This is a genomic window from Sphingomonas sp. Leaf407, from assembly GCF_001425385.1.
Lineage (GTDB): Bacteria > Pseudomonadota > Alphaproteobacteria > Sphingomonadales > Sphingomonadaceae > Sphingomonas.
Window position 1 is genome coordinate 153,980 of sequence record NZ_LMQO01000005.1, and the last position, 20,960, is coordinate 174,939.

19 protein-coding genes are annotated in these 20,960 nt (G+C 67.2%); 14 read left to right on the forward strand and 5 right to left on the reverse strand.

Annotated features, from left to right (window positions below):
- Positions 1–31 precede the first annotated feature (31 nt).
- Complete coding sequence (locus ASG37_RS14815) at positions 32–1,390, reverse strand: sensor histidine kinase (protein ID WP_235525258.1); 1,359 nt, start codon at positions 1,388–1,390, stop codon at positions 32–34.
- A 267-nt stretch (positions 1,391–1,657) separates the two neighbouring features.
- On the opposite strand from ASG37_RS14815, the gene ASG37_RS14820 reads away from it, so the two are divergent.
- Positions 1,658–2,167, forward strand: a complete 510-nt coding sequence (locus ASG37_RS14820) for a MucR family transcriptional regulator (RefSeq protein ID WP_055761975.1) — start codon at positions 1,658–1,660, stop codon at positions 2,165–2,167.
- 39 nt (positions 2,168–2,206) lie between these two features.
- Here the strand turns inward: ASG37_RS14820 and ASG37_RS14825 are convergent, their stop codons facing one another.
- The 3 genes from ASG37_RS14825 to ASG37_RS14835 form a co-directional block, all read right to left on the reverse strand.
- Positions 2,207–3,310: an ATP phosphoribosyltransferase regulatory subunit gene (locus ASG37_RS14825; protein ID WP_055761977.1), complete on the reverse strand. Its 1,104-nt coding sequence runs from the start codon at positions 3,308–3,310 to the stop codon at positions 2,207–2,209.
- A 110-nt stretch (positions 3,311–3,420) separates the two neighbouring features.
- Positions 3,421–4,998, reverse strand: a complete 1,578-nt coding sequence (serA, locus tag ASG37_RS14830) for a phosphoglycerate dehydrogenase (RefSeq protein WP_055761980.1) — start codon at positions 4,996–4,998, stop codon at positions 3,421–3,423.
- 125 nt (positions 4,999–5,123) lie between these two features.
- The gene (locus tag ASG37_RS14835) at positions 5,124–6,254 is read right to left on the reverse strand and encodes a phosphoserine transaminase (RefSeq protein ID WP_055761983.1); all 1,131 of its coding nucleotides are present in this window, start codon (positions 6,252–6,254) and stop codon (positions 5,124–5,126) included.
- Between the two features lie 192 nt (positions 6,255–6,446).
- Here ASG37_RS14835 and ASG37_RS14840 point away from each other — a divergent pair, with 192 nt between their 5' ends.
- From ASG37_RS14840 to ASG37_RS14870, 7 genes are all read left to right on the forward strand, one after another.
- Complete coding sequence (locus ASG37_RS14840) at positions 6,447–6,878, forward strand: response regulator (RefSeq protein ID WP_055761986.1); 432 nt, start codon at positions 6,447–6,449, stop codon at positions 6,876–6,878.
- A gap of 77 nt (positions 6,879–6,955) precedes the next feature.
- Positions 6,956–8,314: a M48 family metalloprotease gene (locus tag ASG37_RS14845; protein ID WP_055761989.1), complete on the forward strand. Its 1,359-nt coding sequence runs from the start codon at positions 6,956–6,958 to the stop codon at positions 8,312–8,314.
- The gene (locus ASG37_RS14850) at positions 8,314–9,042 is read left to right on the forward strand and encodes a DsbA family protein (protein WP_055761992.1); all 729 of its coding nucleotides are present in this window, start codon (positions 8,314–8,316) and stop codon (positions 9,040–9,042) included. The genes ASG37_RS14845 and ASG37_RS14850 overlap by 1 nt, the downstream gene beginning before the upstream one ends.
- Positions 9,039–10,136 carry a membrane dipeptidase gene (locus tag ASG37_RS14855; protein ID WP_055761996.1) on the forward strand — a complete coding sequence of 366 codons (1,098 nt, stop codon included), beginning with the start codon at positions 9,039–9,041 and terminating at the stop codon, positions 10,134–10,136. The genes ASG37_RS14850 and ASG37_RS14855 overlap by 4 nt, the downstream gene beginning before the upstream one ends.
- 53 nt (positions 10,137–10,189) lie before the next feature.
- Positions 10,190–11,125, forward strand: a complete 936-nt coding sequence (locus tag ASG37_RS14860) for an ABC transporter ATP-binding protein (protein ID WP_055761998.1) — start codon at positions 10,190–10,192, stop codon at positions 11,123–11,125.
- Positions 11,122–11,889 (forward strand): ABC transporter permease, encoded by a 768-nt coding sequence (locus ASG37_RS14865; RefSeq protein ID WP_055762001.1) that lies wholly within the window; start codon positions 11,122–11,124, stop codon positions 11,887–11,889. Before ASG37_RS14860 ends, ASG37_RS14865 begins: the two co-directional genes overlap by 4 nt.
- Before the next feature lie 11 nt (positions 11,890–11,900).
- On the forward strand, positions 11,901–12,680 hold the full coding sequence (locus tag ASG37_RS14870) for an SDR family oxidoreductase (protein WP_055762003.1): 780 nt from the start codon (positions 11,901–11,903) through the stop codon (positions 12,678–12,680).
- Between the two features lie 328 nt (positions 12,681–13,008).
- On the opposite strand, the gene ASG37_RS14875 is transcribed toward ASG37_RS14870, so the two are convergent.
- Positions 13,009–15,129, reverse strand: a complete 2,121-nt coding sequence (locus ASG37_RS14875) for an AsmA family protein (protein WP_055762006.1) — start codon at positions 15,127–15,129, stop codon at positions 13,009–13,011.
- Positions 15,130–15,286: 157 nt separating this feature from the next.
- Between ASG37_RS14875 and rpmI the strand changes: the two genes are divergently transcribed.
- From rpmI to ASG37_RS14905, 6 genes are all read left to right on the forward strand, one after another.
- A complete protein-coding gene (gene rpmI, locus ASG37_RS14880; RefSeq protein ID WP_055757212.1) occupies positions 15,287–15,490 on the forward strand; it encodes a 50S ribosomal protein L35 in 204 nt (67 codons plus the stop codon).
- A 13-nt stretch (positions 15,491–15,503) separates the two neighbouring features.
- Positions 15,504–15,881: a 50S ribosomal protein L20 gene (gene rplT / locus ASG37_RS14885; protein ID WP_055762009.1), complete on the forward strand. Its 378-nt coding sequence runs from the start codon at positions 15,504–15,506 to the stop codon at positions 15,879–15,881.
- Between the two features lie 265 nt (positions 15,882–16,146).
- Positions 16,147–16,461 carry a GIY-YIG nuclease family protein gene (locus ASG37_RS14890; RefSeq protein ID WP_156349226.1) on the forward strand — a complete coding sequence of 105 codons (315 nt, stop codon included), beginning with the start codon at positions 16,147–16,149 and terminating at the stop codon, positions 16,459–16,461.
- Positions 16,462–16,495: 34 nt separating this feature from the next.
- Entirely contained in the window at positions 16,496–17,665 is a 1,170-nt protein-coding gene (gene pheS, locus ASG37_RS14895; protein WP_055762014.1) for a phenylalanine--tRNA ligase subunit alpha, read from the forward strand.
- Positions 17,662–20,025, forward strand: coding sequence for a phenylalanine--tRNA ligase subunit beta (gene pheT / locus ASG37_RS14900; RefSeq protein WP_055762016.1), 2,364 nt, complete (start codon positions 17,662–17,664; stop codon positions 20,023–20,025). Before pheS ends, pheT begins: the two co-directional genes overlap by 4 nt.
- A complete protein-coding gene (locus ASG37_RS14905) occupies positions 20,022–20,894 on the forward strand; it encodes an aldose 1-epimerase family protein (RefSeq protein WP_055762018.1) in 873 nt (290 codons plus the stop codon). The genes pheT and ASG37_RS14905 overlap by 4 nt, the downstream gene beginning before the upstream one ends.
- Positions 20,895–20,960: the final 66 nt, after the last annotated feature.

Below are 20,960 nucleotides of genomic sequence, written 5' to 3' on the forward strand. Positions count from 1 at the left end.
CGCGGGGTGCCGCCCCTTTTTTATGGACCGGTCAGCCGCGAACCAGTGCGCTGCCGGCAATTTCGATCCGCACCGCAAGCCCCTCGGCACGCCAGTCGCGGGTAATTGTACCGCCCAGTTGCTGTTCGACGCTGAGCGCCGCCAGCCGGGTGCCAAAGCCTGTCGTACCGGGCGCACGATCGGCCGGCGGGCCGCCCGTCTCGCGCCAGTCGATCGTCAACCGGTCGTCCGTCCGCCCGATTTCGATCGTCACCCGCCCGTCCGGCACCGACAGGCTGCCATATTTGGCGGCGTTGGTCGCCAGTTCGTGAAACACCAGCGCGACCGGCGTCGCGCCGCGATCGTCGATCGGCGTGTCCTCGCCCGCGATCCGCCACTGGCCGGCATCATAGGGCGACAGCAGCTCGGCCAGCACATGGTGCAGCGTCGCATCGCCGATCGACGGGCGCGAGCGTTCGCTGTGCGGGCGCGCCAGATCATGCGCGACGCCCAGCGCGGCGATCCGCGCCGCCAGCACGTCGGCGAAGTCGCGCATCGCCGGCTCCCGCCGGGCCGACATGCGCAACAGGCCGGTGATGACCGCGAAGATATTCTTGATGCGATGGCTCAGTTCGCGGCTGAGAATCTCGTTCTGCTCGGCGGCGCGCTTGGCGGCGTCGATGTCGGTGCAGGTGCCGATCCAGCGGACGATCGCGCCTTCGGCATCGCGCACCGGCACCGCCCGGCCCAAGACCCAGCGATAGGTGCCGCTATGGTGGCGCAGGCGATATTCGATCTCGTAATCGTTGCCGGTCGCAAGGCTGTGCCACCACCGCGCCCATGCCCGCTCCTGATCGTCGGGATGGAACATGCCGTTCCATCCTTCGCCATCGGTCGACCCGGCGGGAACGCCGGTAAAGCGATACCATTGCGCATTGTAGAAATCGTGATGGCCATCGGGCCGCGTCGCCCACACCATCTGCGGCATGGCGTTGGTCAGCGTGTCGAGTTCAGCCTGCGTCGCCGCGCGATCGGTTTCGGCGCGAAGACCCGCCTCGGCATCGAGCGCGATGCCGATCCACGCCCCCTGCGCCTGCGTGGCCGTCAGCGGCCGAAGCGTCAGCGTCGCGCGATACGGTCCGTCACGGCCGATCAACGTGGCCGGAATGGTGAGCGGCGCGCGGTGCGCGGCGGCGTGCCATGCGGCGACAGTTTCGGCACGATCCGCTTCGATCAGGTGATCGATCCATGAACTTCCCTGCCATCGATCGCTGATCTTCTTGTCCCAACATGGGTTAACCCGGAGTAGCCGCCCGTCGAAATCGCTGACCCAGGCGGGAAGCGGAAGCGTGTCGACGATCTCGTGCCACAATGGATCGGCGTGGGTCGCGCCGGTTGGAACGCTGGTCATCGCCATGTCCGATCTTGGAGGATGCGGTCACGACCGCTTGATTTGCGGATCGGCCCCGTTCGATGGTCCGCCAGAACATCCGGGAACACTATCCGCATGCTTATCATCCGGTTATTGCGCAGCGACGATAGTAACATGGCGAACGGGCCGGCTGAATTTATCGTCGCCATATCCATCCGCCGGATGAATTGTTCGGGTAGATTCAAACAACGCCATTGACCCGTACCGGTTTGCAACGCATGCGGATGGGTATTGAAGGAGACTTTCATGGCAGACGACAATTCCGAACTGAACGCGATCGAGCTTGCGGCCGAACTGACTATTGCCTGGCTGAACAACAGCAACAACCGCGTCGCAGCAGAGGATGTTCCGGCCTTCCTGCAAACCATGCACTCGACCGTTCTCGGCCTTGCTTCGGGCGTGCCGGAAACCGAGGACGCGGTGCCGCAGCAGGATCATGTGGCGGCGGTGTCGGTGCGCAAGTCGCTGGCGTCGAAGGACCACATCATCTCGATGATCGACGGCAAGCCGTACAAGACGCTGCGCCGTCACCTTGCCGGCCACGGCCTGACGCCGGAAACCTATCGCGAGCGCTATGGCCTGCGCCCCGATTATCCGATGGTCGCCGAAACCTATTCGCAGAGCCGTCGCGACATGGCCAAGCGGATCGGCCTTGGCCGCAAGGCACGCACGGTCGATGCGAACGAGGCTGGCGAAGGCGGTGCCGACGACGCCCCGCGCCGTCGTGGCCGCAAGCCCAAGACCGACGCGGAATAAGACCGGTTCGGGGCGGCCACCGCGCCGCCCCGTTCCCGTTCAATCGAGTGCGACGATCTCGTGCCCGCGCAGCAGGTGCGTGCAGAGCTGCGCTTCGGGCGTATCGCCCGGGCTCAATGCCGCGACCGTCGCCCAGCCTTCGCTGCGCAGCCGGGCGGCGACTGCCGGATCGCTGTCTTGCGGCAGGAACAATCGTACCCGTTCGCGCTGGCCCAGCCCGGCATCGAGCAGCGCATCGGCATAGAGCGAGAAGCCGACCGCCGATTCCTCGGCACCATCGGCATGGCACACCGCATAGCTGCCGCCGCGTCCGACCTCACCAAGCACGCCCTGTGCGAACAGCGAGAAGCCGAGCCACGTCTGATATTCGAACCCGTGCCGCTCGGTCGGATCCAGCGTCACCGCAATATCGTCGTCCAGCGTCGCGGCGATCGCCGCCACCGCATCGAGCCTTGCGGCCAGCCGCCCGGCCTGGTCCGACGCGCGCAACCGGTCGAGCGCCGTGCCGAACGGCCCCGCTGCCTCGACCAGCGGCAGATAGGCGGGATCGATCGCCGCGACCCGCCCGGCATCCTTGGCATCGAGCGCATCGATCAGCTCGCCGCGCACCGGCGGCGACAGGTCGCCCGCCAGCATCGCCACGAGATCGGGCAGGGTGAAGTCGATCGAGATACCGGTGACGCCGGCCGCCTTCAGCGCCTCGATCGCCACGGTCACGATCTCGCTGGCAGCGGCGACCGTATCGAGCCCGAGCAGTTCCGCGCCGATCTGGCGGCGTGCCCGGCGCGGCGACAATTCGCTGGCGCGCAGCTTCAGCACCGGGCCGGCATAGGACAGCCGCACCGGGCGCGGGTGATGGCCCATGCGCGTTGCCGCGATCCGTGCGACCTGCGCGGTCAGGTCGGGCCGGATCGCGAGCGTGCGCTGGCTGACCGGATCGACGAAGCGCACCGCATCGGTGACGCGCGTGCCCTTCAACCGCCCGGCCAGTCCTGCCTCGAACTCGGCGAGCGGCGGATCGACCTGCTCATAGCCATAGCCATGCGCGACCCCTAGCACCGCATGTTCGAACCGGCGCAGGCCGTCGGCGGCGGGGGGCAGGCGGTCGTGAAACCCTTCGGGCAGGAGGCCGGTGTCGTTCATGGCGCTCCCCTAGCCGGTGTGGGGCGAGCGGGGAAGCAAGCGTTGCTTGTCCCCGACGCAAACGGGCCGCCGGATCGCTCCGACGGCCCGTCGCATTCGTTCCGGCTGGATCAGAACGCCAGCGGCATCGCCGTCTTGACGCCGGGCAGCGCGCGGACCTTCGCGATCAGCTCGGGCGTCACCGCATCGTCGAGCGACAGCAGCACGATCGCCTCGCCACCCGCTTCGCGGCGGCCGAGGTGGAAGGTGCCGATGTTGACGCCCGCCTCACCCAGCGCGGTGCCGATGCGGCCGATGAAGCCCGGCGCGTCCTCGTTGACCACATACAACATGTGGCCCGCCAGATCGGCCTCGACCTTGATGCCGAACAGCTCAACGAGGCGCGGCTGGGCGTTGCCGAATAACGTGCCCGCGACCGAGCGTTCGCCGGCCTCGGTCTTGAGGCTGACCCGGACCAGCGTGTGGTAATCGCCCTCGCGATCGTTGCGGACCTCGCGCACCTCGATCCCGCGCTCTTTCGCAAGGAACGGGGCGTTGACCATGTTCACCGTGTCCGACTGGACGCGGAGGAACCCGGCGAGCACCGCGCCGACGACCGGCTTCTGGTTCAGCTCGGCGGCGGCGCCTTCGCTATGCACTGACACGCGCGCGATCGCGCCGGTAGTGAGCTGGCCCACGAGGCTACCCAGCTTTTCGGCCAGCGCCATGTACGGCTTCAACCGCGGCGCTTCCTCGGCCGACAGCGAGGGCATGTTGAGCGCGTTGGTGACGCCGCCCGACACGAGGTAATCGGCCATCTGCTCGGCGACCTGGATCGCGACATTGACCTGCGCCTCGCTGGTCGACGCGCCCAGATGCGGGGTCGAGATGAAGTTCGGCGTGTTGAACAACGGCGAATCCTTGGCCGGCTCGGTCTGGAACACGTCGAGCGCCGCCCCGCCGACCTGGCCCGAATCGAGCGCTGCCTTGAGCGCCGCCTCGTCGATCAGCCCGCCGCGTGCGCAATTGATGATCCGCACGCCCTTCTTGGTCTTGGCGAGATTCTCGGCCGACAGGATGCCCCGGGTCTGGTCGGTCAGCGGCGTGTGCAGCGTGATGAAATCGGCACGCGCCAGCAACTGGTCCAGTTCGACCTTCTCGACGCCGATTTCCATCGCGCGTTCCGGCGACAGGAACGGATCGAAGGCGATGACCTTCATTTTGAGGCCCTGCGCGCGGTCGGCGACGATCGAACCGATGTTGCCGGCACCGATCAGCCCCAGCGTCTTGGCGGTCAGCTCGACCCCCATGAAGCGGTTCTTCTCCCACTTGCCCGCCTGGGTCGAGGCATCGGCCTCGGGCAACTGGCGCGCAAGCGCGAACATCAGCGCGATGGCGTGTTCGGCGGTGGTGATCGAGTTGCCGAACGGCGTGTTCATCACGACGACACCGGCGGCCGAGGCGGCGGGAATGTCGACGTTGTCGACGCCGATGCCGGCGCGGCCGACGACCTTCAGGTTGGTCGCGGCGGACAAGATGTCCTTCGTCACCCTGGTCGAGCTGCGGATGGCGAGGCCATCATAGTTGCCGATGATCGCTTTGAGCTCTTCGGGCGTCTTGCCGGTGATCTCGTCCACCTCGACCCCGCGTTCGCGGAAAATCTGGGCGGCTTTCGGGTCCATCTTGTCGGAAATCAGAACTTTGGGCATGTCAAATTCCTTCTCCCTCTCCCCTTCAGGGGGAGAGGGCCGGGGAGAGGGCAATGCGGGGAGCCGGCGAAGAGGGTGCGTGACAGCCCCTCTCCCAACCCTCTCCCCTGAAGGGGAGAGGGCTTTTAAGCCGCCTTTGCGGTTGCGTAGGCCCAGTCGAGCCACGGTCCGAGCGCCTCGACATCTGCGGTGTCGACGGTCGCGCCGCACCAGATGCGCAGGCCGGCCGGCGCATCGCGGTATCCCGCGACGTCATACGCCGCGCCTTCAGCTTCGAGCAGCGACGCCATCTTCTTGATGAGTGCCTCGTCGGCACCCTCGACGGTCAGGCAGACGCTGGTCTTCGACCGCGTCGCCGGATCGGCGGCGAGATGGCCCAGCCAGTCGCGGTCCTCGACGATCCGGTCGAGCGCCGCGGCATTGGCATCGCTGCGCGCGATCAGGCCACCCGTACCGAGCGACTTGGCCCATTCGAGGCTGAAGATCGCATCCTCGACCGCCAGCATCGACGGGGTGTTGATCGTCTCGCCCTTGAACACGCCTTCGGTCAGCTTGCCCTTCGACACCAGCCGGAAGACCTTGGGCAGCGGCCATGCCGGGGTATGGGTTTCGAGCCGTTCGACCGCGCGCGGGCCGAGGATCAGCACGCCATGCGCGCCCTCGCCGCCCAGCACCTTCTGCCACGAGAAGGTCGCGACGTCGATCTTGGCCCAGTCGATGTCATAGGCGAACACGCCCGAGGTCGCGTCGGCGAACGACAGGCCCTCGCGATCGGCGGGAATGAAATCGGCGTTGGGAACGCGCACGCCGCTGGTGGTGCCGTTCCAGGTGAACAGCACGTCGCTGGTCCAGTCGATCGCCGACAGGTCGGGCAACTGGCCATACTCGGCGCGCACGACGGTGGGGTCGATCTTCAACTGCTTGACCGCGTCCGTGACCCAGCCCTCGCCGAAGCTTTCCCACGCGAGCGCGGTGACGGGGCGTGCGCCCAGCATCGTCCACATCGCCATTTCGAACGCGCCGGTGTCCGATCCGGGGACGATGCCGATACGGTGGGTGTCGGGCAGGTCGAGCAACTCGCGCATCAGGTCGATGCAATATTGCAGCCGCTGCTTGCCGATCTTGGAACGGTGCGAGCGCCCGAGGCTCGCCGGGTTCAGTCGCTCGGCCGACCAGCCGGGCGGCTTGGCGCAGGGGCCGGACGAGAAATAGGGACGCGCGGGGGTCGTGGCCGGTTTCGGCGGCAGGTCGGTCATGTCAGTCTCTCCTCACAGAGAGCACGCGCTGCGTTGGGACAGCGTGGCCCGCCGAGGCCCCTAACGATGTTGCGCGGAGCCCGCAAGCCGCGATTGGATCGTGCGTGATGGTGCAAAAGGATGGTTGGCATAGTGGAACCGGTAGTAGCCTTGCTGCGTTGCGGCTAATCTGGATCAACTGGATTGCGCACCATGACGATGCCTACCGTCCTGATCGTCGAAGACGAGATGCTGGTCGCGACCGATCTGGAAGCGTCGCTGGAAGAACTTGGCTATCGTCCGGTCGGCATCGCCGCCGACATGCCCAAGGCGGCGCAACTGGCACAGATGCGCCCCGATGTCGCGCTGGTCGATTGCAACCTGCGCGACGGGCTGACCGGTCCGCAGATCGGGCGGATGCTGGGCTGTACCTATGGCACCACCGTCATTTTCCTGACCGCCAATCCGCGCCTGCTCGAAGGCGGCGTGGAGGGGACGCTGGGCGTCGTGTCCAAGCCGTGCGGATATGATTCGGTCGGCCAGATCGTCGAGTTCGCCGTGCGCGCCCGCGCCGGCGATCGCAGCGCTCCGCCGATGGGCATGAAGCTGTTCGGCGCGACCGAACCCGTGGCGCTGCACGCTTAACGACACGTTCAGCCGTCCGGGCGCATCGGCGGCGCGTATCCGTTGACCGGCCGGGAGCACCCGCCGATAAGGAAGCCATGACGCGCCTGCTCGGTGGCCTCGGAGCCGCTCTCCTCCTGTTCGCGCAACCCGCCGCCGCGCAGTCGATGCTGCGCGATGCCGAGACGGAGGCGCTGCTGAACGACATGGCGCGCCCGATCGCGGTCACCGCCGGGCTCGATCCGCGCAACTTCAACGTCGTGCTGTTGCAGGACAAGTCGATCAACGCCTTCGTCGCCGGTGGGCAGACGGTGTATCTTCATTCAGGCCTGATCGACGCCGCCGACGACGCCAACGAGGTGCAGGGCGTCATTGCGCACGAGATCGGCCATATCGTCGGTGGGCACGTACCGCTCGCCGGACGCGGCATGGCCCCGGCGACCGGCATCACCATCGTCAGCCTGCTGCTCGGCGTCGCGGCGATGGCGGCGGGCGCGGGCGAAGCCGGCGCGGGCATCCTCGCCGCCGGGCAACAGGCGGCGATGGGCAGCTACCTCTCGTTCAGCCGGACGCAGGAAAGCGCGGCCGACGCCGCCGGCAGCCGCTTCCTGCGCAATGCCGACGTGTCGGGCCAAGGGATGCTGGACTTCTTCAAGAAGCTCCAGAACATGGAATATCGCCTCGCGATCCCGCAGGACAACAGCTACCAGCGCACCCACCCGCTGACCGGCGAGCGCATCGCCAACCTGACCGGCGACGTCACCGCCTCGCCATCGTTCCGCAAGGCGACCGATCCGGCGCTCGAACTGCGCTTCAAGCGGGTGCAGGCCAAGCTGCGCGGTTATGTCAGCGATCCCAAGGACACGTTGCGTCGTTATCCCGCCAGCGACCAGAGCGTGATGGCGCATTACGCCCGCGCCTATGCCTATCACAAATCGGGCTACCCCGAGCAGGCGGCGGCCGAGACGCTGGCGCTGGTGAAGGCCCAGCCCGACGATCCCTATTTCCTCGAACTCGAAGGGCAGATCCTGCTCGAATCGGGCAAGCCCAGGGATGCGCTGGCGGCGCTGCGCGAGGCGACCGAGCGGACCCGGTCGTCGCCGCTGATCGCCGCGACCTTCGGCCATGCGCTGATCGCGACCGAGGACCCCGCACTCCTGCCAGAAGCCGAACGGGTGTTGAAACAGGCGATCGCGCGCGACGGCCAGAACCCGCTGGCATGGTATCAGCTATCGATCCTCTACGAACGGCGCGGCGATCCGGCGCGGGTGGCGCTGGCGATGGCCGAATATGCGTCGCTGTCGGGCGACAACGGCATGGCGCTGGCAAGCGCCAGCCGCGCGCTGGCGCTGTTGCCACAAGGGTCGTCGGATTGGGTTCGGGCACAGGACATTCAGATGACGTCGCAGACCGCCGCGGAGGAAGAACGCCGCAACCGCCGCCGGAGCGGCCGTTGATGCGCGGCGCGATCGGACAGGGCGTCATGATCCTCGTCGCAGGCCTGGCCGGGGCGGGCGGCGCGATCCTTGCACAGCGGGGAACGGCCGGCCGTGCCGTGACCGAGACAGTGGTCCGCGACTATATCCTCGCCAACCCGGAAATCCTACCCGAAGCCATGCGCCGGTTGCAGGCGAAGGAAGCGGGCAAGACGGTGGCGGCCAATCGCGCAGCGATCGTCGAGCCGTTTCCCGGCGCGATCGCCGGCAACCCCAACGGCGACGTCAGCGTCGTCGCCTATCTCGACTATGCCTGCGGCTTCTGCCGCGCCAGCCTGCCGGCGATCACCGGGCTGATCGCCAGCGATCCGAACGTGCGTATCGTCTATCGCGAACTGCCGATCCTGTCGCCCGACAGTCGCAGCGCGGCGCAGATGGCGCTGGCCGCCGCGACGCAGGGCAGGTTCAAGCCGTTCCACGACGCGCTCTACGCCGCCGGGCGGGTCGACGCCGCATCGATCGCGCGCGCGGCGCAAGTCGCCGGACTCGACCAGAGCGCGGCGCGCGCGACCGCGAACGGCACGCAGGTGAGCGGCGAGATCGAGCGCAACCTCAAGACCGCGTCGCTGCTGGGCTTCACCGGCACGCCGTCATGGGTGGTCGGCGATCAGGTGCTCGGCGGCGCGCAGACGTTGCAGGGGCTACAGGCGGCGGTGGCCGAGGCGCGCAAGGCGAAAACCGGGGCATGACCGGCTGGACGCGGCGCGCCACGCTCGCCGGCCTTGGTGCCGCGAGTGCGACACCACTGCTCGGCGCGCCCGCGAAGGCGGGGCCGTTCGTCGATTCGCTCAGCTTCCTGCCCGACGATCTGGCCGACATCACCCGCGCCGGGCTTGGCGCGATGATCGCCGATGTGTCGGAAGTGGAGGAAATCCGCGATGCGGCGGGGACACCGCGCTATCTGCGCGGCTTCCGCGTCAACGACGCCGCGCTCGACAAGGCGGTGGCGCGGCTGGCCGATTCGCCGCACGCCTATGTCGCGCTGAAAGGGAGCGACATCGGCACGCGGCCGGGGTGCGCCATCTTCCTGCAATTCCAGTCGACCGAGACGGTCGGCGACGACCTGACCCAGATCGCGCGGTTTCATGCGAAGGGGCTGCGCGTCCTGCAATTCACCCATCACAACGACAACGCCTTTGCCGGTGGCGCGTTGCAGCGAGTGCAGAGCGGCCTCACCCCGCTCGGCCGGGCGGGGCTGGCCGAGATGAACCGGCTGCGCATCCTGCCCGACGTCAGCCACGGGTCGGACGCGACGATGCTGGAGGCGGCGCGCGCCTCGACCACGCCGATCGCGCTCAGCCATGGCGCGGCGCGCGCGATCGTCGACCATCCACGCTGCGCGCCCGACAGCGTGATTCGCGCCATCGCCGATCGAGGCGGGGTGATGGGCGTGTTCATGATGAGCTTCTGGCTCACCCGCCGCGCGGTGCCGACCGTCGCCGACTATGTCACGCAGGTCCGCCACGTCGCGAAGGTCGGCGGGATCGGCGCGGTCGGCGTCGCCAACGACTTTCCGATGGGTGGTCAGGCGAACCTGCTCAAACTGAACAACGACAATGCGCGCGGCATCGGCGAATATCTCGACTGGTGGCGGGCGATGCGCGCCGAACGTATCCCCGGCTTCGACTGGACGCCGGCGCATGTCGTCATCCCGGCGCTCAACCGGATCGACCGGATGCAGCGGATCGCCGATGCGCTGGGAAAGGCTGGCTTTGCCGCGCGCGAGGTCGACATGGTGATGGGCGGCAACTGGCGGCGATTGCTGACCGACGTGCTGGGGTAGGAGTCGGGGCTAAACGCCTTTCCCCGGTAATCGAATCATGGGACAAGCCGCCCATGGACCCCATTCTTTCGATCCGTGGCGTCGCCAAGACCTATGCGTCGGGCACGGTCGCGCTGTCGCCGATCGACCTCGACATCGCCAAGGGGGAGATCTTCGCGCTGCTCGGCCCCAATGGCGCGGGCAAGACGACGCTCATCAGCATCATCTGCGGCATCGTGACCGCCAGCGAGGGCACGATCACCGCCGCCGGGTTCGACACGGTGCGCGACTATCGCGAGACGCGCACCCGGATCGGGCTGGTACCGCAGGAACTGCTGACCGATGCGTTCGAGACGGTGATGGCCACCGTTACCTTCTCGCGCCGGTTGTTCGGGCGGCACGGCGATCCGGCATTCATCGAGAAGCTGCTGCGCGACCTGACGCTGTGGGACAAGCGCAATGCGAAGATGACCGAATTGTCGGGCGGCATGAAACGCCGGGTGATGATCGCCAAGGCGCTCAGCCACGAGCCCGACATCCTGTTCCTCGACGAGCCGACCGCCGGGGTCGATGTGGAACTGCGCCGCGACATGTGGCGGCTGGTCCACGACCTGCGGGAACGTGGCGTCACCATCATCCTGACGACGCATTATATCGAGGAGGCCGAGGAGATGGCCGACCGCGTCGGCGTGATCGCTCGGGGCAAGCTGATCCTCGTCGAAGAAAAGTCCGCGCTGATGCGCAAGCTGGGCAAGAAGACGCTGACGCTGACGCTTGCCGACCCGATCGAGAGGGTGCCCGACACGCTGTCGCACTGGCCGCTGACGCTGACCGACGGGGGGCATGTGCTGACCTTCTCGTTCGATGCCACCGCCGAGGACAATGGCGTCCGCGCGCTGCTGCGCGCCGTCGACGAGGCGGGTGTCGCGTGGAAGGACATCGCGACGAAACAGTCGAGCCTCGAGGATATTTTCGTCGGGCTGGTCCATGAACAGGAGGGCCGGGCATGACGTTCAACTGGCACGGCGTGCTCGCCATCTATCGCTTCGAACTGGCACGGTTCGGGCGCACCATCTGGACCTCGCTGCTGACCCCGGTCATCACCACCTCCCTCTATTTCGTGGTGTTCGGCACCGCGATCGGCAGCCGGATGAACGAGGTGTCCGGTGTCCCCTATGGCGCGTTCATCGTGCCGGGGCTGATGATGCTGACCATGCTGACCGAGAGCATCTTCAACGCCAGCTTCGGGATCTTCATGCCGAAATGGTCGGGGACGATCTACGAACTGCTCTCGGCGCCGGTCTCCACACTGGAGACGCTGGTCGGCTATGTCGGCGCGGCGGCGACCAAGTCGGTGATCGTCGCGCTGGTGATCTTCGCCACCGCGCATCTGTTCGTCGACGTGACGCTGGCGCATCCCCTGTGGGCCTTCGCCTATCTCCTCCTCGTCGCCGTGACCTTCTGCCTGTTCGGATTCATCCTCGGGCTATGGGCCAAGGGGTTCGAACAGTTGCAGGTGATCCCGCTGCTGGTGGTGACGCCGCTCACCTTCCTCGGCGGGGCATTTTATTCGATCGACATGCTGCCCGGCGTATGGCGGACGATCAGCCTGTTCAATCCGGTCGTCTATCTCATCAGCGGGTTCCGCTGGACCTTTTTCGGGACCGGCGACGTATCGGTCGCCGCCAGCCTTGGCGCGACACTCGGCTTCCTGTGCCTGTGCGTCGCGGTCATCACCATGATCTTCCGCACCGGATGGCGGCTCAAGAAATAAGGACGCAGCCCATGGACCTTGGAATTGCCGGCCGGACCGCGATCGTCTGCGCCTCCAGTGCCGGACTCGGCCGGGCGTGCGCGCTGGAACTGGCGCGCGCGGGCGTGCATGTCGTGGTCAACGGGCGCAATGCGGCGAAACTGGCTGCGACGGCGGCGGAGATCCGGGCCGAGACCGGCGTGACCGTGACCGAAGTCGTCGCCGATCTTTCGACCGAGGCCGGCCGCGCGGCGCTGCTCGCCGCCTGCCCCGCCCCCGACATCCTCGTCAACAACAACGGCGGACCGCCGGTCCGGCCCTATACCGAGCTGGAGGCCGATGGCATCCGTGCCGGGCTGGAAGCGAATTTCGTGACTCCCGCGCTGTTGTTGCAGGCGGTGCTGCCCGGCATGGTCGAGCGTGGCTTTGGCCGGGTGGTCAACATCACTTCGGGATCGGTCAAGATGCCGCTTCCCGGACTCGACCTGTCGAGCGGCGCGCGGGCCGGGCTGACCGGGTTCGTCGCGGGAATCGCGCGTCAGGTGGCAGGCGCGAACGTGACGATCAATGCGCTGCTCCCCGGATCGTTCGACACCGCCCGCATCGCATCGATGAGCGAGGCGGCGGCGGCGAAAAACGGCACGACGCCGGCCGAGGAAAAGGCGAATCGGGCGGAGACGATCCCGGCGAAGCGGATCGGCGATCCGGCGGAATTCGGCGCGGCCTGCGCGTTCCTGTGTTCGGCGCAGGCGGGGTTCATCACCGGGCAGAGCCTGCTGATCGATGGTGGGGCGTTTCCGGGAATTTTGTGAGGGCTGTGGTCACGCTGCAGCAGGAAACAGGTTGGTTCACGCGAAGGCGCGGAGACGCGGAGAAGAAGCAGAAGGATTTTTTCGCGCAGAGGCGCAGAGGCGCAGAGAGGTTCCGGGTGAGGCGATGGTGGTTCGTCCGGCGAAGCCTCTTTCCTACCGCCGACCGAGATGGAAGGCCGCTATCGCGGCAAACGATTCCTCTCCGCGCCTCTGCGCCTCTGCGCGAAAAAAATCATCCTAACCCCGATGAAGCCGGGCAATACCCCGGCCACAAGCGGAACCCCTTCGCGTCTCCACGCCCTCGCGTGAACCAACCTCCTTCCGACCGTCAGAAGATGCCAAGAAACTTCTTGCGCTGCTCCTTGCGCTCGCCCCGGTTCGACCGGCCGTTTTCCGCCTTGGCGGTGGTCCCCCGCCCCACGTCGTCGCGCGCCTCGCCACCGGTCGTACGCTGGGCCCGTGCGGTGGCGCCCGCCAGTACCGGCCCGCATGCCGTCGCCTTCGCATCGCCCGGATCGACGAACGCCAGCACCCCCGCCAGCGGCGTCGCCACCACTGCCAGCCCCAGCGCCGCCCCGGCCCGGCCGAGCAATTCGGGGCTGACGACCGAATAGGAGGGAGAAGCAAAATAGCCGCCGATGCCGACCGGCGACTGTCCCGCCAACAGCGAGAAGCGTTTGGAATCGGCCCGGAACGCCAAGTCGATCGTCTCGTTGCGGAAGCTGAACCCGCCGCGCCCGATCATCACGTTCTTCTGGGTATCGATCAGGATCGGGTCGGCCGCCGCCACCCCCGCTCGCACAGTGAAGCCGATCAGCCCGCAGTTGATCCGCACCGGCTCCTTCAACCGCCCCTCGAACATCTTCTGGGCAAAGGTGCCGAGGTCCAGTTCGGACAATTGCACGTTGCGCGTCCAGAAGCTGCCCGCCGGCAGGATGACCGCGATCCGCCCGTTCGAAGTGGCAAGCGAATCATGGACCGTATCGCCGACCCCGGTCAGCTTCACCCGCGCCTTGACCGTGCCGGTCGTTCCCGCCTCCTCGACCCCCCATCCGGCGAGCAGCCGCCCCATCGGGGTCGGCGACAGACGAATGTCGTAATCGGTAACGGACGGGCGCTTGCGCGCGTCGATCACGATGTCAGACGCGACATTGCCGCGCGCCATCGCGAAGGTGAGCGGTGACAGCTTGAGCAGCCGGTCTTCCAGGTCGAGCGTCAGATCGGCGTTCGAGATCGGCAGGCTACGGGCGCGCAGCGTGCCGACCTTGTAGCGGACTTTCGCGTCGAAATTCTTCAGCGCCTCGACGTTCAGCCGGGCATCGGGGAGCAGCCGGGGGGCACCGCCTTCGCGGGTGATGACGCCTGCCGCCCCCTGCGCCTCGACCCGTTCGAGGTCGTAGCCGACGAAGGCTGACACATCGACGATGTCGAGCGTCCGCGTCGTCAAATCAGCAGTCAGCAGCAGGCGCGGTTCGCGCTGGGTCACGGTCAGGCTGCCCGCCAGATCGCTGTCGCCGAACACGCCGCGTAACCGGGTGAATTTCCAGTCGGGCCCGTCCTTGGTCATGCGCCCGGTCAGGCGATAGGTGCGCGTGTCGGGCGTGACGATCCCCAGCACCGCGAACACATCGGCCAGATTGCGCCCGCGCAGCCGCACCGCGAGGTTCGATCCGTCGAGCTGGGTCGGTCCGGGTAGCGTTCCGGCGAGGATCGCCACCGATCGGGCGACCTCGATCCGCGCGGTCAACTGGTTCTCGCCGCCGCGGATCGTCGCGTTGGGCGACTGCAACTGCCCGGTCAGGCGGAACGGACGGCCACGCACCATTCCCTGTCCCCGCGCGCGGATCGCCGAATCGAAGCGGGTGTCGCTCGACGTGACGGTATCGAGCAGGAAATTGCCGTCGAGCACGAACTGCGGATCGCGGTAGCGGATGCGCGTGTCGCGGAACGTGCCGGCACGCACCACCGGCAGTTCGAGCTTCTTGCCCTTCGCGTTCGGATCGCCGAACGTCCAGGTGTTGCGCTGCCGCCGCGCGTCCCAGTGGAGGTCGGCACGCGCGCCGTCGAGCTCCAGCCAGTTGACCCGCCGCCGCCCGAACAGGAACGTCAGCGTCGCGACCGAACTGTCGAGCTTGCGCGCCTCGAACGTGTTGCCGCCGCCGGCCCATGCGGGGTTGGAGACGCTCAAGCCTTCCGCCAGAAACTTCAGGTCGATCGGCGCGAAATAGAACTGGAAATCGCCCGCCACCCGGATCGTCCGGCCGCTCTGCGCAGAGGCGATCCGCTCGAACGTGCCTTTCAGAAACCGGCCCTTGGTGATGAACAGCACCAGCCATGCCAGAAAGACCGCCGCGACGATGCCGAGCAGGACCCGCACGACGATCCGTCGCCAGTCGCGGCGGGGGCGGGGCATGTCGGCGGAGCCGATCGTCTGGGGAACTTCGGCCATGCGCGCTCAACCGTTCGGCGGCGTAACGAGTTCCGGCGGTTGCCTTTTGGCGCGCGCCCGGTTAGGAGCGCGCTCTTTCCACGACCCCGAAGGGATTCGCCCGGCCATCTGGGGCTGCCGCGGCAATCCGCACGTCGTGATTTTCAAGGAGACCAAAATGCCCAAGCTCAAGACCAAGAGCGGCGTGAAAAAGCGCTTCAAGCTCACTGCCACCGGCAAGATCAAGCACGGTGTCGCCGGCAAGCGCCACCGCCTGATCTCGCACAACGCGAAGTACATCCGCCAGAATCGCGGGACTTCGGTCCTGGCCGACGCCGACACCGCGCGTGTTAAGGCGTGGGCGCCCTACGGCCTTCGTTAAGGAGTACTGACCAATGGCACGCATCAAGCGCGGCACGACCACCAAGGCGAAGCACAAGCGGATTTTGGATCAGGCGAAGGGCTATTATGGCCGTCGCAAGAACACGATCCGCATCGCGCGCCAGGCCGTCGAAAAGGCCGGCCAGTACGCCTATCGCGACCGTAAGGTGAAGAAGCGGACCTTCCGTGGTCTGTGGATCCAGCGCATCAACGCCGGTGTCCGCGCGGAAGGCATCACCTATTCGCAGTTCATGCACGGCTGCAAGCTGGCCGGCATCGAACTCGACCGGAAGGTCCTGGCCGACATCGCGATGCACGAGGAAGCCGCCTTCAAGGCGATCGTCGCGCAGGCGAAGGCCGCCCTGCCGGAACAGGCCGCCGTCGCCGCATAACGCGCTGGCGGTTCCTGTCGGGACATGGAACGCCGGTGGGGCAACCCGCCGGCGTTTTTTGTTGTCCGGTTGCGGGCATACTTTCGTCATCCCGGCGAAGGCCGGAATCCATGAATACGCGACGCTGGCAAAAGACTATCGCAATGCGCTATTTGCTTCGTCATTCCCGCGAAGGCGGGAATCCATAGACGCTGACGCTTCGGCTCCGTTATCCACGTCAGCGCATATGGGTTCCCGCCTTCGCGGGAACGACGATGGGGCTGGCGTGACGCGCATCTTCGAACCCTGCGTCTACATCATCGCCAGCCGGCGCAACGGGACGATCTATACCGGCGTCACCAGCAACCTGATCCAGCGCGTCCACCAGCATCGCAGCGGCACCCTCCCCGGCTTCACCGCCCACCATGACTGCACCCGCCTCGTCTGGTTCGAACGCCACGAAACGATAGAAACCGCCATCCAGCGCGAGAAGCGGGTCAAGAAGTGGAACCGCGACTGGAAGCAGAATCTGATCGAGCAAACCAACCCCCACTGGCACGACCTCGCCACGGGGCTAGGCTTCCCGCCCATCCCGCAATAAAGCGGGGAATATCTGCGTTACCACCGGAGCCACCGTGACCCCCGATCTCGACCAATTGCGCGCCGATCTGCTCGCCGCCATCGATGCCTCCGCCGGGCTCGATGCGCTCGACGCGGTGCGTGTCCATGCGCTGGGCAAACAGGGGGCGGTGACGGGACTGCTCAAGACGCTGGGCGGCCTGTCGCCCGACGAGCGGCAGAGCGTCGCACCACGTATCCATGCCCTGCGCGAAGCGGTGAGCGATGCCATCGCCGTACGCAAGGCCGATCTGGAGGCGCGGGCGCTGGCGGCGAAGCTGGCGTCGGAGCGGGTCGACCTGACGCTGCCGGTCGATCGTCCGGCCTTGGGGGCGGTGCATCCGGTGAGCCAAGTCATGGACGAGCTGGCCGAAATCTTCGCCGATCTGGGCTTCGCGGTCGCGACCGGTCCCGAGATCGAGGACGACTGGCATAATTTCACCGCGCTCAACATCCCGGAGACGCATCCGGCGCGGGCGATGCATGATACGTTTTACGCGCAGCGCCGAAGCCCGCAGGGCGAGGAAACCGCAAGCGCGGCCGGCGGCGCCCAAGCGCCGTCCGACGACGGTGGCTCCGCCACCGGCGCCCCCGAACGCTACGTCCTGCGCACCCACACCTCCCCGGTGCAAATCCGCACGATGATGGCCCAGCAACCCCCGATCCGCATCATCGCGCCGGGCCGGGTCTATCGCAGCGACTCCGATGCGACCCACACACCGATGTTCCACCAGATCGAAGGACTAGTGATCGATCGCGGCATCCATATGGGGCATCTCAAATGGACGCTGGAGACCTTCCTCAAAGCCTATTTCGAGCGCGACGACATCGTCCTGCGCCTGCGGCCGAGCTATTTCCCGTTCACCGAACCGTCGGCCGAAGTCGATGTCGGCTATACGTTGGAGAAGGGCCGTCGCGTCGTCGGCGGTGATCCGGCGAAGGGCAATGGCGGCTGGATGGAGGTGCTCGGCAGCGGCATGGTCCATCCGAAGGTGATCGCGGCCTGCGGGCTCGACCCGGACGAGTGGCAGGGCTTCGCTTTCGGCACCGGGGTCGATCGGCTAGCGATGCTGAAATATGGCATGGACGACCTGCGCCCGTTCTTCGACGGCGATCTGCGCTGGCTCAGACATTATGGATTCAACAGCCTCGACGTGCCCACGCTGTCGGGGGGAGTAGGCGCATGAAGTTCACCCTTGGCTGGCTCCGCGAGCACCTCGACACCGATGCCGGGATCGACACGATCCTGGATGGCCTGACCCGCATCGGGCTGGAGGTCGAGGGCGTCGAAAATCCGGGCGAGAGGCTCGCCGCGTTCCGCGTCGCGCGGGTGCTGAGCGCCGAGCGCCATCCGCAGGCGGACAAGTTGCAGGTGCTGTCGGTCGATGCCGGTGACGGCCCGATGCAGGTGGTATGTGGCGCGCCCAATGCGCGCGCGGGGCTGGTCGGGGTGTTCGGCATGCCCGGCGCCACCGTGCCGGCCAATGGCATGGTACTGAAGGTCGCGGCGATCCGCGGGGTCGAATCGAACGGCATGATGTGTTCGACCCGCGAGCTGGAGCTGGGCGAGGATCACGACGGGATCATCGAACTGCCGCAGGATGCACCGGTCGGCACCCCCTTCCCCGCCTATGCCGGGCTGGACGATCCGGTGATCGACGTCAGCGTCACGCCCAACCGGCAGGACTGCATGGGCGTGCGCGGCATCGCGCGCGATCTGGCGGCGGCGGGCTATGGCACGCTCAAGCCGCTCACGGTGCCGCAGGTGGCGGGCGAGGGCCCCGGCCCCGACATCCGCATCGAGGATGCCGAGGGTTGCCCGGCATTCCATGGACAGGCGGTGCGCGGGCTGACCAATGGCGAATCCCCCGACTGGATGCGCCGCCGGCTGACCGCGATCGGGCAGAAGCCGATCTCGACGCTGGTCGACATCACCAATTACGTGATGTTCGATCTGGGGCGGCCGCTCCACGTGTACGACATGGCCAAGCTGGACGGCGGCCTCGTGGCGCGCAGGGCGGTGGCCGGCGAGAGCGTGGTGGCGCTCAACGGCAAGGCATATACGCTGGCCGGCGGCGAGACGGTGATCGCCGATGCGAGCGCGGTCCACGACATCGGCGGGATCATGGGCGGCGAGCATTCGGGGGTGTCGGGCGACACCACCGACGTGCTGATCGAATGCGCGTATTTCACCCCCGAAGCCATCGCCCGCACCGGACAGCGGCTTACGCTGACCAGCGATGCGCGGACGCGGTTCGAACGCGGCGTCGATCCGGCGTTCCTCGGCGACGGGCTGGCGATCGCCACCGATTATGTGCTGCGGCTGTGCGGCGGGACTGCAAGCAGCGTGACACGGGCGGGCGAACCGCCGCTCAGCGCACGGACGATCGTCCATGATCCGGCGCGGGTCGCGTCGCTCGGCGGGCTGGACGTCGCGCCGGAGCGGCAGCGTGCCATCCTCGAACGGCTGGGCTTCACGGTCGGCGACGACTGGCGCGTGACCGTGCCGTCGTGGCGGCGCGACGTCGACGGCGTGGCCGATCTGGTCGAGGAAGTGATCCGGATCGAGGGGTTGGACAAGGTGCCCTCGACCCCGCTCGATCGCGTGGCGGGCGTCGCGCGGCCGACCGCGACGGCCGAACAGAAGCTGGAGCGGCGGATGCGCCGCGCAGCGGCGGCACGCGGGCTGGCCGAGGCGATCACGTGGAGCTTCATCGCCGACGACGCAGCCGCACCGTTCGGCGGTGGCGCGTGGGAGGTCGTGAACCCGATCGCCAGCGATCTGGCGGTCATGCGGCCGTCGCTGCTGCCCGGACTGCTCAGTGCCGCCGCGCGCAACCTGAAGCGTGGGCAGTCGAGCGTGCGGCTGTTCGAGATCGGGCGGCGCTATCTGGCCGAGGGTGAGCGGGCGACGCTGGGCATCGTGCTGGCGGGCGAGCGTAGCCCACGCGGCTGGCGGGGCGGCAAAGCGCAGGGCTTCGATGCGTTCGATGCCAAGGGCGAATTGCTGGCGCTGCTCGAAGCGGCAGGCGCACCGGTCGGCAATCTTCAGGTGATGGAAGCGAGCGGCGAGGTGTTCCATCCGGGGCAGTCGGCGACGCTCCGGCTCGGCCCCAAGACCGTGCTGGCCGCATTCGGCGTGCTGCATCCGCTACTGGCGAAGACGTTCGATCTGCCGCAGGGCACGGTCGCGGCCGAACTGTATCTCGACGCGCTGCCGGCGAAGCGGGGCAGCGGCTTCATGCGGCCGGCCTATGCGCCGCCAGCGTTGCAGGCGGTGACGCGCGACTTCGCGTTCCTCGTCGGCGATGGCGTCAGCGGCGACCAGTTGGTGCGCGCGGTGCGCGGCGCGGACAAGGCGGCGATCGTCGATGCGCGGCTGTTCGACGTGTTCGTCGGTGCCGGGGTCGAGGCTGGCCACAAGAGCCTTGCCATCGAGGTGACGTTGCAGCCCGGTGCCAAGAGCTTCACCGATGCCGAACTGAAGGCGGTGTCGGACAAGGTCGTCGCGGCGGCGGCGAAGATCGGCGCGAGTCTGCGCGCATGACCACCATCCTGTCGAACGGCATCCTGACCGCGACGATCGCCGAGCTGGGCGCGGAACTGTTGTCGCTCAAGGATGCCCAAGGGCGCGAGCTGATGACCGACGCCAACCCGGCGTATTGGACCGGACATGCGCCGATCCTGTTCCCGATCGTCGGGCGGTTGCACGGTGATCGCTATCGACTGGGCGACACGAGCTACGTCATGCCGCAGCATGGCTTCGCGCGGCGGCGGACGTTTGCGAAGGTTGCGCAGGACGAGGGGGTGTCGGCGACCTTCGCCTTGGCGGACGATGCCGAAACGCTGAGCCAGTATCCATTCGCATTCGTGCTCCACGTGGAACATTCGCTGGAAGGTGCGACGCTCAAGACCTTGGTAAGCGTGACCAATTCGGGGGAGCACGACCTGCCGGCGAGCATCGGCTTTCATCCGGCGTTCGCATGGCCGCTGCCCTATGGCGGGGCCAAGGAAACGCATCGGATGGTGTTTTCCGACGCCGAAAGTGACACGATCGCCGAAATCACCGCCGACGGGACGATTGCGGCCACGCCCCGGCCTTCGCCGCTGGAGGGGCAGGTGCTGCATCTGCGCGATGCGCTGTTCACGGACGATGCGCTGGTCTGGGACCCGGTTGCCAGCAAGTCGGTATCCTATGGGACCGAGGGCGGACGGCAGTTGCGGGTCGATTTTCCGGGGATGCCGCGATTGGGAATCTGGACGAAGCCGGGTGCGCACTTCGTCTGCATCGAGCCGTGGGACGGAATCGCCGACCCCGAAGGGTTCGATGGCGATATTTTCGACAAGCCGGGGATTCGGCGGGTCGCTCCCGGAGAGACTCATGCCGTGGCAATGGCGGTGACATTGGTCGATTGATTTTCACGCGAAGGCGCGAAGCACGCGAAGTAGAACAGATCGATTTCGCGCAGAGGCGCAGAGGCG